Source organism: Variovorax beijingensis (genome assembly GCF_003951285.1).
GTDB lineage: Bacteria > Pseudomonadota > Gammaproteobacteria > Burkholderiales > Burkholderiaceae_C > Variovorax > Variovorax beijingensis.
Genome location: NZ_RXFQ01000020.1, coordinates 1 through 13,163 on the forward strand (window position 1 = coordinate 1; position 13,163 = coordinate 13,163).

A 13,163-nucleotide genomic window follows, 5' to 3' on the forward strand; every position below is an offset into this window, starting at 1 on the left:
CGGCTTCCCGCAGGCACTGCGCAAACTGCGCGGCGGCAGGCGGGCTGGCGCGTGGCTTGCGTTGCAGGAGACCCACCTCGCGGTGGAACGTGAGCTCGCCGAGCGAGAGCATGCGAACACCCGCGGGCAGCGGAAGGTGCGCCTCGACCAGCGGAACGAGCGCAACGCCCAGCCCCTTGGACGTCATGTGGATGAGCCCAGCGATCTCGTCCAGTTCGATCGAATCGTTGACCGCAATGCCTTCGCGCCGGAGGAATCTCTCCACCATGCGGCCGCCGAAGGACGCGCGGTCGTAGCGCAGGAAGGGCTGCTCCTGGAGGAGGGCGCGCCAGTCCTTGCCCGGCAGTTTTTTTGGCGCGATGAGCACGTATGGTTCCTGTACCAGCGGCTGCCACGCCAGCTCCGGAAGAATGCCGAACGGCGGCCGGATGATCACCGCCGCATCGATCGTGCCGGCGTCGAGCTCGTCCATCAGCCGCATCGAGACGCCGGGCGACACATGGACGCGCAGCTGCGGCTGCTGCTTGCGCAGCCGTGCAAGCGCCCGCGCCACGAGCGTCGACTGCGCCGAGGCAATGGCGCCGATGCGCAGCAGCCCGCCGCTCGCGGCGTCATCGGGAAGCTCGCCGAGCTTGGCGTAGAGCGCGCAGATCTCCTCCGCGCGCGCCAGCGTCGTCTGGCCGGCCGCATTCAAGGTGGCGGAGCGGCCGGTCCGCTCGAACAGCTCGAACCCCAGGGCTTCCTCGAGCCGCTTGACCTGGCTGCTGACTGCCGACTGCGTCAGGCCGATCCGCTCCCCCGCGGCGGCGAAGGTGCCGTGGCGGCAGACGGCGATGAAGGTTCTGAGTTCGTTGATCATGAACCGAGCATCTCAAGAATCGATGCATGGTTCAATGATTCATCACGATGGACTGTCGTTGGCGCCTTCAGACGGCGAACAGCGAATCGAGATTCGCGAACGACTTCATCTCGATGGCATTGCCCGACGGATCGAGGAAGAACATCGTCGCCTGTTCGCCCGGCTCGCCCTTGAAGCGGATGTAGGGCTCGATCACGAACCGGGTCTGGCGCGCCACCAATTTGTCGGCCAGCGCCTGCCATTGGTCCATCGGGAGGATGGCGCCGAAGTGGCGCACCGGCACCTCGTGTCCGTCGACCGCGCTGCTGGCCTTGTGGCCGCATTCACCCGGCGCCAGGTGCGCCACGATCTGGTGGCCGTAAAAGTCGAAGTCGACCCACTCGGGCGCGCTGCGGCCCTCGGGGCATCCGAGCAGGTCGCCGTAGAAGGCGCGGGCTTCGGCAATGTCGCGAACGGGGAAAGCCAGGTGGAACGGAATTCTCGTGGGGGATGCATTCATGGCGGCCATCGGTCTGTGAGTTCAGGATGGGCGGGACTTTAAGCAGCGAATCTCATAATCGAAAACGATATATTTTCTTGCTGAGCATCGATTTTTTTGATGCTCGATCCGTCCGGCGAGCGGGCGCGTTCCCCCGGGAATTCCCGGGTGTCCAGCGCGTGGCCGCGATGGGATAGTTAGTTCGCCCTTCAAACTAACTAATTTCTTACACGGCGTTCTTCGCCGGGCACACCCTTCCAAGGAGAGACATCCATGCAACTCAAGCACACCCTGGCCGCCATGGCCTTCGGCCTTTCTGCCGTGGGCGCAGTGGCCCAGACCGTGGTCGGCGTGAGCTGGTCCAACTTCCAGGAAGAGCGCTGGAAGACCGACGAGGCCGCGATCAAGGCGCAGCTCGAGAAGCTCGGCGCCAAGTACATCAGCGCCGACGCGGGCGGCTCGCCCGAGAAGCAGCTGGGCGACATCGAGGGGCTGATGTCGAAGGGCGCCAAGGCGCTCATCGTGCTGGCCATGGACAAGGACGCGATCCTGCCCGCCGTCACCAAGGCCACGCGCCAGAAGGTGCCCGTGGTGGCCTACGACCGGCTGATCGAGGCGCCCGGTGTCTTCTACATCACCTTCGACAACGTCGAGGTCGGCCGCATGGAGGCGCGCGAGGTCTTCAAGGTCAAGCCCAAGGGCAACTACGTGATCATCAAGGGCTCGCCGAGCGACCCGAACGCCGACTTCCTGCGCGCGGGCCAGCAGGAGGTGCTGGACGCGGCCATCAAGAAGGGCGACATCAAGATCGTCGGCGACGAATACACCGAAGGCTGGAAGCCCGAGGTGGCGCAGAAGAACATGGAGCAGATCCTCACCAAGAACGCCAACAAGGTCGACGCGGTGGTGGCTGCTAACGACGGCACGGCCGGCGGCGCGGTGGCCGCGCTCACGGCCAAGGGCCTGCGCGGCATTCCGGTGTCGGGGCAGGACGCCGACTTCGCGGCGCTCAACCGCATTGCGCTGGGCACGCAGACCGCCACCATCTTCAAGGACTCGCGCGAACTCGGCCGCGAAGCCGCCAGCGCCGCCATCGCGCTGTCGCAGGGCAAGCCGGTCGAGAAGGCCGCGCCCTGGAATTCCGGGCCGAAGAAGATCTCGCTGTCGTCGCGCCTGCTCACGCCGGTGCCGATCACGCGCGACAACCTCGACGTGGTCGTGAAGGCCGGCTGGATCAAGAAGGACGAGCTCTGCAAGGGCGTCCCGGCGGCCAGCGCACCCGCGGCCTGCAAGTAGCACAGCCGCGAGCAGCGCCGCCAATCCGCGCCGCACTGCCGCGTCCGGCCGGCCCATGAGCCCGCCCGGAGCGCTGCCGCACACCTGTTGTTCCTTCGAGAGGATCTGAAAAATGAGCAATCCAACGCCAGGCTGGTGGCGGCGCACGGGCGTCGACCTGCGGCTCCTGCTGATGAGCGTGCTGCTGATCGCCATGGGGGTGGTCTTCAACGTGATGTCGGGCGGCGTGTTCCTGTCGCCCGAGAACCTCTACAACGTGGCGCAGCAGACGGCGGTGGTGGGCATCGTGTCGACGGTGATGGTGCTGGTGATCGTGGCGCGCCACATCGACCTGTCGGTCGGCTCGGTCATGGGCTTCGTGGGCGTGCTGATCGCCTACCTGCAGTACACCTCGGGCTGGTCGTGGCCCGCGGCCTGCCTCGCGGGCCTTGCGGTGGCGCTGCTGGTGTCGATCTACCAGGGCTGGCTCACGGCGATGCTGGGCGTGCCCTCGTTCGTGGTCACGCTCGGCGGGCTGATGTCGTTCCGAGGCGCGGCCTTCCTGGTGGCCGACGGCAAGACGCAGCCCGTGAACGACGAGTTCTTCCAGCGCCTGGGCGGCGGCTACGACGGCGGCATCGGCACCACCGCGACGTGGATCCTCGCGGGCTTCGTGGCGCTGGTGCTGTTCGCGCGCATGCTGCAGAAGCGCCGCGCGCGCGCGCACCACGAAATGCCCAACGAGCCGCTGTGGCTGGAGCTGCTGCTCACGGCGGTGCCCGCGGCCGTGGTCTTCGTCTTCGCGGCGGTCATGAACAACTATCAGATCGCCTCGAAGGACGCGCCGCAGGGCCTGCCGATCCCGGTGCTGATCTGGGCCGTGGTGGCGATCGTGCTGTCGTTCATCGTGCACCGCACGCGCTTCGGCCGCTACGTGTTCGCGATGGGCGGCAACCCCGATGCGGCGGCGCTGGTGGGCATTCCGGTCAAGCGCGTCACGCTGATGCTGTTCGCGCTGCTCGCGGTGCTGGTGACGGTGGCGGCCATCGTGTCGATCGCGCGGCTCAATGCGGGCACCAACTCTCTCGGCACGGGCATGGAGCTGTACGTGATCGCGGCGGCCGTGATCGGCGGCACGGCGCTCGCGGGCGGCACCGGTTCGATCTTCGGCTCGGTGCTGGGCGCGCTGATCATGCAGTCGCTCGACAGCGGCATGCTGCTGCTCGACGTACCGATCGGCAAGCGCATGGTGATCATCGGGCAGGTGCTGATCGTGGCGGTGGTGTTCGATGTTCTCTATCGCAAGCGCTTTGGAGAGAACTGAGATGAGCACCATCGACACATCCAAAACCCTCGTCGAACTGCGCGACATCCGCAAGGCCTTCGGCGGCGTGAAGGCCGTGGACGGCGTGAGCATCAACCTCCATCCCGGCGAAGTGGTGGCCGTGCTCGGCCACAACGGCGCGGGCAAGTCCACGCTCATGAAGATGCTCGCGGGCGCCTACCCGGTCGATTCGGGCGACACGCTGATCGCAGGCGAGAAGGTCCACATCCGCACGCCCGCCGAGGCGCAGGCGCTCGGCATCGAGACCATCTACCAGACCCTCGCGCTGGCCGACAACCTCGACTCCGTGTCCAACCTCTTTCTCGGGCGCGAGAAGATGACGCGCTGGAACACGCTCGACGACCACTTCATGGAAGTGCAGGCGCGCAAGGTGTTCCAGCGCCTGAACAGGAACTTCACCAACATCCGCATTCCGGTGCGCAGGCTCTCGGGCGGGCAGCGGCAGGTGGTGGCGATCTCGCGCGCGCTGTACTTCAATGCGCGCATCCTGATCATGGACGAGCCCTGCGCCGCGCTCGGCCCCGAAGAAACCGCGATGGTCGGCGGGCTCGTGAAGCAGCTCAAGGCCGACGGCGTCGGCATCTTCCTGATCACGCACGACATGCCCGACGTGTTCTCGCTGAGCGACCGCGTCGCGGTCATGAAGAACGGCAAGCTCGTGGGCACCTACCGCACCGCGGACGTGACCGAAGACGAAGTGCTCGGCATGATCATCGCCGGCAAGCGCCCCGAGGGAAAAGAGCAGGCTCACAGGTGAACGAAGGCAGGGTGGCCCCGTGACCATCGGCGACCAGCAGCTGCTCAAGCGCATGAACCGCAGCGTGCTGCTGCGCCTCCTGCGTGCGCGCCCGGGCCTGTCGCGCGCACGGCTTGCGAGCGAGAGCGGCCTCACCAAGTCGACCGTGAGCCTGCTGGTGCGCGAACTGCTTGACGAGGGCTGGCTCAGCGAAGCGGGCACCACCGTCGCCGATGGGCTGGGGCGGCCGTCCACGCCGCTGCAGATCAACGTCGGCGTGCGCGCATTGATGGGTGTCGAGATCGCGGTCGAGACGGTGCGCCTGGTCTGCGTCTCGCTGCAGGGCGAGGTGCTGCATGCCGACACGCAGGCGCTGGCCGACAGCGCACCGGCCGGCGCCTGCGCGCAGGTTGCGCGCATGGCCGCGGCAGCGCACGGGCAGCTCAACGCACTGGGGCTGCGCCTGTCGAGCATCGGCGTCTGCGTGCCCGGCGCGGTGGACGACTGCACCGGCATGGTCCGCTTCGCGCCCAACCTCGGCTGGCGCAACGTGAGCCTGCTGCCCGCGCTGGAAGAAGCCTTTGCCGCGGCGGGGCTCCCGGGCGTCACGGTGCAGCTGCAGAACGACGCCGATGCCGCCGCGCTCGGCGAGTACGAGTTCTCCGGCGGCGAGAGCGCGGACCCGCTGATCTTCGTGAGCTGCGACGTGGGCGTGGGCGCCGGCGTGGTGCTGAACGACCGTCTCTTCACGGGCGCGCAAGGCATGGCGGGCGAGATCGGCCACACCATCCTGCAGCTCGATGGGCCGCTGTGCTCGTGCGGGCGCCGCGGCTGCGCCGAGGCCTTCTTCGGCTCGCGCGCGCTCGAGCGCGAAGCGCCCGGCATGGCGCATGCGGCGGCCTTCTTCGGCGTGCTGCTGCAGAACCTGTGGGTCACCTTCGATCCGCGCGCCATCGTGCTCGGCGGCAAGTCCTGCACCGGCCATCTCGGGCTTGCGCAGGCGGCCTTCGAGAGCGTCGGGCGCCATGCCGATGCGGCCGGCATGCCCGCACCCGATCTGCGCATCGCGCGCTATCGCGCGCTTGCACCCGCCGTGGGCGCCGCCGCGCTGGCGCTGCACGAATACCTCCGGCCGCTGCAGCCCGATGCGCGCACGCGCCGGGCCCGCGCCGCGCGCAACGAATACCGAATACCTTCTGTCTAAAAAGATCGGCGGCTGGCGGCCGCGATTCCGGTGATGCACGGCGACATGCGCAAACCGCCTACGCGCATCGCCGCGGCCCTGGCCTAGGTTCGAGAAAAAACCTGGAGCCCAAGCCATGCCCGATGCCGCCGCGCGCGTTCGTGCGCCTTCTTCCGCGCTGCTGACCATCACCGCTGTTGTCATCGGCCTTGCGGGCCTGGGGCTGGGGGCGGCAGGCGCCTGGCTCGTCGTGCTCGGCGGCTCGTGGTACTACCTCGTGGCGGGGCTCGGGCTGATCGTCGCTGCGGTGCTGCTTCCGCGCGGCAGCGGCGCGGGACTCTGGGTCTATGCGGCCGTGGTGGCGTTCACGCTGGTCTGGGCCTTGTGGGAAGTGGGATTCGACTGGTGGCCGCTGGCGGCGCGCGGCGACGTGTTCTTCGTGCTCGGCGTGTTCCTGCTCACGCCCTGGGTGGCGCGTGCACTCGGGCGCCGCAGCGCCGCGGGCGTGGCGCCCGCGCGCGGTTTCCTCGGCGTGGTGCTGCTGGCTTTCCTGGCCGCCGCGGTGTTCTCGTGGACGCGCGATGCGACGCGCGTGGAGGGCACCATGCCGGCGCCGACGGCAGCCGCCGCGGCATCGGCGAATGCCGCACCCGCCCCGCCGAAGGACGACTGGACGGCCTACGGCGGCAACGGCATGGGCCAGCGCTATTCGGCGCTCGACCAGATCACGCCGGCCAATGTGGGCGAGCTGCAGGAGGCATGGCACTTCCGCACCGGCGACGTGCGCGGCCAGAGCGGCGACCCCGAGGAGACGACCTTCGAGGTCACGCCGCTGAAGATCGGCGAGCGGCTTTTTCTTTGCACGCCGCACCAGTCGGTGGTGGCACTGAACGCGACCACCGGCGAGCAGCTCTGGCGCTACACGCCCGAGATCCGGCGCCCGCTGGCCCTGCAGCACCTGACCTGCCGCGGCCTGTCCTACGACCCGGGCAGCGCGGTGCGGCCCGCGCCGGCCGCGGCTGCTTCATCGCCACCCACCGCGGGCGGCGACTGCGACGCCAAGCTCTTCATGCCCACGGCCGACGGCCGCGTCATCGCGCTCGACCCCGAAAGCGGCAGGCCCTGCATGCGCTTTGGCGGCGGCACGGGCCAGATCGACCTCTGGAAGAACATGCCCAACGTGAAGCCCGGCGCCTACTATTCGACCTCGCCCGTGGTGGTGACGCGTTCGCTCGTCATCGTGGGCGGCACGGTGCTGGACAACGTCTCGACCAAGGAGACCTCCGGCGTGATCCGGGCCTTCGACATCGACACCGGCGCGCTGGTGTGGAACTGGGACTCGGGCAACCCGGACGACACCGCACCCATTGCGGCCGACCGAACGTACACGGCCAACTCGCCGAACAGCTGGTCGATCTCCAGCGTGGACGAGGCGCTCGGTCTGGTCTACGTGCCCACCGGCAACCAGCCGCCCGACCAGTGGGGCGGAAAGCGCACCGAAGGGGCCGAGCGCTATTCGTCCTCGGTGGTGGCGCTCGACCTGGCCACCGGCCGCGTGCGCTGGAGCTTCCAGACCGTGCACCACGACCTCTGGGACTACGACGTGCCCTCGCAGCCCAGCCTCGTCGACCTGCGCATCGGCAGCGAGACGGTGCCCGCGCTCGTGCAGCCGACCAAGCAGGGAGAGCTGTTCGTGCTCGACCGCCGCGACGGCAAGCCCGTGGCCAAGGTCCATGAACGGCCCGCGCCGCAGGGGCCCGCCGCGGGCGACCACACCTCGCTCACGCAGCCGGTGTCGGAGCTGTCCTTCGATCCGCCCGCGCTCACGCCGGCCGACATGTGGGGCGGCACCGTGTTCGACCAGCTGGCCTGCCGCATCGCCTTTCACCGGCTGCGCTACGAAGGCCGCTACACGCCGCCGTCGACCGAGGGCTCGCTGATCTACCCCGGCAACTTCGGCGTCTTCAACTGGGGCGGCGTGGCGGTCGACCCGGTGCGGCAGATGGCGTTCACCACGCCGGCCTCGCTGGCCTTCGTGTCCAGGCTCATTCCGCGCACCGACGACACCTCGCTCCACGTGCAGGGCAAGGACCGGCCCAACGACAGCCTGCCCGCGCTGAACGAGAACTTCGGCGCGCCGTTCGCGGTGCAGCTGCGCGCCTTCACCTCGGTGTTCGGCCTGCCGTGCCAGGCGCCGCCCTGGGGCCATGTGGCGGGGGCCGACCTGCGCACCGGCCGGGTGGTGTGGAAGCACAAGAACGGCACCGTGCGCGACAGCTCGCCGCTGCCGCTGCCCTTTGCGATGGGCGTGCCCAGCCTCGGCGGGCCGATGATGACGGCCGGCGGCGTGGCCTTTCTCTCGGGCACGCTCGACTACTACCTGCGCGCCTACGACGTGGCCAACGGCAAGGAGCTCTGGCGCAGCCGCCTGCCCGCGGGCGGGCAGGCCACGCCGATGAGCTACCGCGGCAGCGACGGGCGCCAGTACGTGGTGGTGGCCGCGGGCGGCCACGGCTCGCTGGGCACGCGCACCGGCGACCACGTGATCGCCTACGCGCTGCCCAGGCGCTGAGCGTTCAGCCCGGCGCGCGCGGCGGCGTGCCCTTGTCCTGTTCGCGCCAGCCGCGCAGCCGCCGGTACAGCGTGCCGCGCGACACGCCCAGCTGCCGCGCCGCCTGCGACACGTTGCCGTCCTGCGCCGCCAGCGTTTCCTCGATCAGCTTGCGGCTGTGCTCGCGCAGGGTTTCGCCCGGCAGCGCTTCCGCCTGTGCGTGGTGCGGGGCGATCGCTGGCGTGCGCTCGTGCGCCGCCAACGGCTCGGCCGCCGCCGCAGGCTCGGCGGACAGCGCCGTGCCGGCTTCGCCGGGCACCGCCACCGCATGCCTGAAGTCCACGCCGTCGGCGGCCTTCAGGCGCGCCTGCACCCACACGCCCAGGCCGCTCGCCAGGCGCAGCGGCTGCGCGGCTTCGCGCCTTTCGAGCCGCAGCAGGCTCGCGAGGTCGTGGCCCAGCATCGATTCGACATCGCGCTCGCAGGCCTCTTCGGGCAGGCGCCCGATCAGCCGCGCGCCGGCACTGTTGAGCCAGGCGATGGTGCCGTCGGGCGCCACGCCGGCCAGCGCTTCCATGGGCGTGCCCAGCAGGGTGGGGCTGGCCTGGAAGCGCAGGATCAGGTGGTCGCGCGACTGCGCCTGCAGCAGGCGGTTCTCGATGGTCGTGGCGTAGAGCCCCACCATCGAGGCTGCATCGAAGCCGAAGCGCCGCGCCTCCATCGTGATGTCGAGCACGCCCGCGAGCCGGCCCGCCACGTCGCGGATCGGCGCCGCGGCGCACTGCATCTGCGACAGCACGTCGAAATAGTGCTCCGCGCCGTCGACCGTGCAGGCCTGCCCGGTGGTTGCCACGATGCCCGGCGCCGTGGTGCCGACGATGCGCTCGGAGATGTTCACGCCCACGCGCGCGGTCTTGCGCAGCACCGGCTGGTGCGCGGCGGCCGGCTGGTGCGTGACGTGCACCACCACGCCTTCGCCGTCCGTCAGGATCACGCGGCAGTCGGTGCCTGCGAGCGCGCTTTCCATGCTCGCGAGTTCCTGCCGCGCCACCTCGAGCAGCTCGCGGTTGCGCGCCAGCGTGGCGTGCAGGCGGCTCGGCGTGACCGCATCGAAAGGCACGATGCGCTGCCGGTCGCTGTGGTTGCGGGTGCAGCGCAGCCACGACTGGATCACCGCCTCGCCGACCAGGCCCGAAGGCCGCACGCCTTCCTCGAAGAACTGCTGCCGCGCGAGCGCCACGCGCTGTGCCGGCGTGCTGGAAAAAAGTTGGCGCGGCGCGGTTGCCGTGCCCAGCCGTTCGAAAGCCATGCTGTTCGCCGCTCCTCGCAAATCGGGGGAATCAGGAAAGGGAGATCGCTGCCCCTGTCGAATGTGTTCCGCAATGGAACAGCGCCGGACTGGGGAAATCCCGAAGGTGAACGCGAGTGCGGCAAAAACGATCCTTGCGGCACAAAGGAGACCCACGATGAAAAAGATCCACTCCGGTTTGCTTGTGCTCGCCGGTGCATTGCTGTGCCTGGGCAGCTCGCCCGCCGCGGCCCAGGCCTCGGCCGCCAGGCAGGTGAACGGCGACTTCATCCGCGCCAATGCGGCTGAGAAGAAGACCCCCGACTGGCCGAGCTACGGCCTGGACTACGCCGAGTCGCGCTTCAGCAAGCTCGACCAGGTGAACGCCGGCAACGTGAAGCAGCTGGGCCTGGCCTGGTCCTACAACCTCGAGTCCACGCGCGGCGTCGAGGCCACGCCGCTGGTGGTGGACGGCATCATGTACGTCACCGCGTCGTGGAGCGTGGTGCATGCCATCGATACGCGCACCGGGCAGAAGCTCTGGAGCTTCGATCCGCAGGTGGATAAATCCAAGGGCTTCAGGGGCTGCTGCGACGTGGTGAACCGCGGCGTGGCGCTGCACGAGGGCAAGGTCTACGTCGGCGCCTATGACGGCCGCCTGATCGCACTCGACGCCGCCACGGGGCAGAAGGTCTGGGAGAAGAACACCATCGAGGGGCAGAAGGGCTCCTACACCATCACCGGTGCGCCGCGCGTCTTCAAGGGCAAGGTCATCATCGGCAACGGCGGTGCCGAGTACGGCGTGCGCGGCTACGTCACGGCCTACGACGCGAAGACCGGCGAGCAGAAGTGGCGCTGGTTCGTGGTGCCGGGCGACCCGGCCAAGCCCTTCGAGGACGAATCGATGGCGCGCGCCGCCAAGACCTGGGACCCGAGCGGCAAATACTGGGAAGCCGGCGGCGGCGGCACAGCATGGGACAGCTTCGCCTTCGACCCCGAGCTCAACCTGATGTACGTGGGCACCGGCAACGGCTCGCCCTGGGCGCACAGGAAGCGCAGCCCCAAGGGCGGCGACAACCTCTACCTCGGCTCGGTGGTGGCCCTGAACCCCGACACCGGCAAGTACGTGTGGCACTACCAGGAGACGCCGGGCGACAACTGGGACTACACCTCCACCCAGTCGATGATCCTGGCCAACGTCACGCTCGGCGGCAAGGCGCGCAAGGTGCTGCTGCATGCGCCGAAGAACGGCTTCTTCTTCGTCATCGACCGCACCAACGGCAAGTTCATCTCGGCGAAGAATTTCGTCGACGTGAACTGGGCCACCGGCTACGACAAGAACGGCCGTCCCGTCGAGATCGCCGCCGCGCGCCAGAACGACAAGCCCGGAGACAGCATCCCCGGCCCCTTCGGTGCGCACAACTGGCACCCGATGTCGTTCAACCCGCAGACCGGCCTGGCCTACCTGCCGGCGCAGAACATTCCGGTCAACCTGATGGACGACAAGGACTGGAAGTTCGACCAGAACGCGCCCGGCCGCCCGCACGCCGCGCTGGGCTGGAACACCGCGATGGCGATCAACGCCGAGCCGCCCAAGAGCAAGCCCTTCGGCCGCCTCGTCGCCTGGGACCCGGTGGCGCAGAAGGAGGCCTGGGGCGTGGACTACGTCTCGCCCTGGAACGGCGGCACGCTCACCACCGCCGGCAACCTCGTGTTCCAGGGCACGGCCGACGGCCGCCTGGTGGCCTACAACGCGAAGACCGGCGAGAAGCTCTGGGAAACGGCCACCGGCACCGGCGTGGTGGCCGCGCCCGCCACCTACATGGTCGATGGCAAGCAGTATGTGTCGGTCGCGGTGGGCTGGGGCGGCGTGTACGGCCTCGCGCAGCGCGCCACCGAGCGGCAGGGTCCGGGCACGGTCTACACCTTTGCGGTGGGCGGCACCGCGAAGATGCCCGACTTCGTGCAGTACCGCATGGACAAGCTGGTGCAGGGCGTGAAGTACGACCCCGCCAAGGTCCAGGCCGGCACGATGCTCTATGTGAGCAACTGCGTGTTCTGCCACGGCGTGCCGGGCGTGGACCGCGGCGGCAACATCCCGAACCTCGGCTACATGGATGCGGCCTACATCGAGAACCTCGACAAGTTCATCCTCAAGGGCCCGGCCATGGCGCGCGGCATGCCCGACTTCACGGGCAAGCTCTCGGGCGACGACATCGAGAGCATCAAGGCCTTCATCCAGGGCACGGCCGACGCGATCCGGCCGAAGTAGGCAGGCGCGCTCCCCCAAGAAAAAAGCCGCCGGCCCGAAAGGGTGCGGCGGCTTTTGAACGGGAAGGCAGCAATCAGTCGGCGTACACGCCGGCGGCCTTGATGATCGGGCCCCACTTGGCGATCTCGGCCGAGACGAACTTCTTGTGCTCGGCCGGCTCGGTGCGCTTGTCGGTGGTGATCACGGCGCCGAGGCCTTCCTGGCGCTTGATGAAGCCCGGGTCCTTCATGGCGGCCTTGATGGCTTCGTTGAGCTTCTTCAGCACCGGTGCCGGCGTGCCCTTGGGCGCGTACACGCCGTGCCAGATCGTGACCTCGAAGTCCTTCAGGCCCGATTCGGCGAGCGTCGGCAGGTCCTTGAGAGCGGGCGTGGTCAGGCGCTTGGTCGTGGTCACGGCATAGGCCTTGACCTTCTTGGCCTCGATCTGCGAGGTGGTGTTGGTGGTCTGGTCGCACAAGAGGTCGATCTGGCCGCCCAGCAGGTCGGCGATGGCCGGCGCGGTGCCCTTGTAGGGAACCGGCGTCATCTCGACCTTGAGCGCGCTCTGGAACAGCAGGCCGCACAGGTGCGAGGCGGCGCCCAGGCCGGCATTGCCGAGGTTGATCTTGCCCTTGTTGGCCGCGATCCAGGCCGTCAGTTCCTTGTAGTTGTTGGCCGGCAGGCCGGGCTTGCCGATGAGCGTCATCGGCACTTCATTGACCATGCCGAGGTATTCGAAGTCGTTCTCGACGTTGAACGGCAGCTTGCGGTAGAGCGCCGGCATCGTCGACATGCCGATGTGGTTGAGCAGCAGCGTGTAGCCGTCCGGCGCGGCGCGGGCCACCTTGGCGGTGCCGATGGAGCTGCCGGCGCCCGCGGTGTTGTCCACCACGATCGTCGTGCCAAGGGTCTTTTGCAGGGCTTCGGCCAGATCGCGGGCCACCCGGTCGGTCGGGCCGCCGGCGGAGAAAGGCACCACCAGCGTGACGGTCTTGCCTGCGGGGAAATCCTGGGCATAGGCGCCGGCGGCAGCAGCGGCGAACGCCGTGAATGCAAGCAGTTTCTTCATGAGTGTCTCTCGGGTTGGTGAAATTCAAAAACGGCCGCGATCATAAGGGCTGACCATGACCTGACGAATAGCGAATAGCCCTTAGGCATGGGCCGAAATCCGCCCCTTCCTGGGGCATGATGCGCGCT

At 68.7% G+C, this 13,163-nt stretch carries 10 protein-coding genes; 6 read left to right on the plus strand and 4 right to left on the minus strand.

Features of this window, described 5'->3' with window-relative positions; genetic code table 11:
* Together EJO66_RS26475 and EJO66_RS26480 are read right to left on the minus strand one after the other, a co-directional pair.
* Nucleotides 1–859 (minus strand): LysR family transcriptional regulator (locus EJO66_RS26475; protein WP_125966610.1); only part of this gene is annotated, 859 nt, incomplete at its 3' end.
* Nucleotides 860–926: 67 nt separating this feature from the next.
* The gene (locus EJO66_RS26480) at nt 927–1,358 is read right to left on the minus strand and encodes a VOC family protein (RefSeq protein WP_124958998.1); all 432 of its coding nucleotides are present in this window, start codon (nt 1,356–1,358) and stop codon (nt 927–929) included.
* Between the two features lie 252 nt (nt 1,359–1,610).
* Here EJO66_RS26480 and xylF point away from each other — a divergent pair, with 252 nt between their 5' ends.
* From xylF to EJO66_RS26505, 5 genes are all read left to right on the plus strand, one after another.
* Complete coding sequence (gene xylF / locus EJO66_RS26485) at nt 1,611–2,633, plus strand: D-xylose ABC transporter substrate-binding protein (RefSeq protein WP_124958997.1); 1,023 nt, start codon at nt 1,611–1,613, stop codon at nt 2,631–2,633.
* 112 nt (nt 2,634–2,745) lie between these two features.
* A complete protein-coding gene (locus EJO66_RS26490; protein ID WP_125966611.1) occupies nt 2,746–3,936 on the plus strand; it encodes a sugar ABC transporter permease in 1,191 nt (396 codons plus the stop codon).
* A 1-nt stretch (nt 3,937) separates the two neighbouring features.
* A complete protein-coding gene (locus tag EJO66_RS26495) occupies nt 3,938–4,714 on the plus strand; it encodes an ATP-binding cassette domain-containing protein (RefSeq protein WP_124958995.1) in 777 nt (258 codons plus the stop codon).
* Nucleotides 4,715–4,733: 19 nt separating this feature from the next.
* Nucleotides 4,734–5,897 (plus strand): ROK family transcriptional regulator, encoded by a 1,164-nt coding sequence (locus tag EJO66_RS26500; protein ID WP_124958994.1) that lies wholly within the window; start codon nt 4,734–4,736, stop codon nt 5,895–5,897.
* A 115-nt stretch (nt 5,898–6,012) separates the two neighbouring features.
* A complete protein-coding gene (locus tag EJO66_RS26505; RefSeq protein ID WP_125966612.1) occupies nt 6,013–8,448 on the plus strand; it encodes a membrane-bound PQQ-dependent dehydrogenase, glucose/quinate/shikimate family in 2,436 nt (811 codons plus the stop codon).
* A gap of 4 nt (nt 8,449–8,452) precedes the next feature.
* Here EJO66_RS26505 and EJO66_RS26510 read toward each other — a convergent pair whose 3' ends face one another.
* Complete coding sequence (locus EJO66_RS26510; protein ID WP_124958992.1) at nt 8,453–9,736, minus strand: helix-turn-helix domain-containing protein; 1,284 nt, start codon at nt 9,734–9,736, stop codon at nt 8,453–8,455.
* A 157-nt stretch (nt 9,737–9,893) separates the two neighbouring features.
* Here EJO66_RS26510 and EJO66_RS26515 point away from each other — a divergent pair, with 157 nt between their 5' ends.
* Nucleotides 9,894–11,987: a PQQ-dependent dehydrogenase, methanol/ethanol family gene (locus EJO66_RS26515; protein WP_124958991.1), complete on the plus strand. Its 2,094-nt coding sequence runs from the start codon at nt 9,894–9,896 to the stop codon at nt 11,985–11,987.
* A gap of 73 nt (nt 11,988–12,060) precedes the next feature.
* Here EJO66_RS26515 and EJO66_RS26520 read toward each other — a convergent pair whose 3' ends face one another.
* Nucleotides 12,061–13,035 carry a tripartite tricarboxylate transporter substrate-binding protein gene (locus EJO66_RS26520; protein ID WP_124958990.1) on the minus strand — a complete coding sequence of 325 codons (975 nt, stop codon included), beginning with the start codon at nt 13,033–13,035 and terminating at the stop codon, nt 12,061–12,063.
* Between the last annotated feature and the right edge of the window lie 128 nt (nt 13,036–13,163).

Excerpts from the sequence above, each read along its gene's own strand:
- EJO66_RS26480 (WP_124958998.1), bottom strand. The coding sequence starts at position 1,358 with ATGAATGCATCCCCCACGAGAATTCCGTTCCACCTGGCTTTCCCCGTT.
- xylF (WP_124958997.1), top strand. The coding sequence starts at position 1,611 with ATGCAACTCAAGCACACCCTGGCCGCCATGGCCTTCGGCCTTTCTGCC.
- EJO66_RS26490 (WP_125966611.1), top strand. The coding sequence starts at position 2,746 with ATGAGCAATCCAACGCCAGGCTGGTGGCGGCGCACGGGCGTCGACCTG.
- EJO66_RS26495 (WP_124958995.1), top strand. The coding sequence starts at position 3,938 with ATGAGCACCATCGACACATCCAAAACCCTCGTCGAACTGCGCGACATC.
- EJO66_RS26505 (WP_125966612.1), top strand. The coding sequence starts at position 6,013 with ATGCCCGATGCCGCCGCGCGCGTTCGTGCGCCTTCTTCCGCGCTGCTG.
- EJO66_RS26510 (WP_124958992.1), bottom strand. The coding sequence starts at position 9,736 with ATGGCTTTCGAACGGCTGGGCACGGCAACCGCGCCGCGCCAACTTTTT.
- EJO66_RS26515 (WP_124958991.1), top strand. The coding sequence starts at position 9,894 with ATGAAAAAGATCCACTCCGGTTTGCTTGTGCTCGCCGGTGCATTGCTG.
- EJO66_RS26520 (WP_124958990.1), bottom strand. The coding sequence starts at position 13,035 with ATGAAGAAACTGCTTGCATTCACGGCGTTCGCCGCTGCTGCCGCCGGC.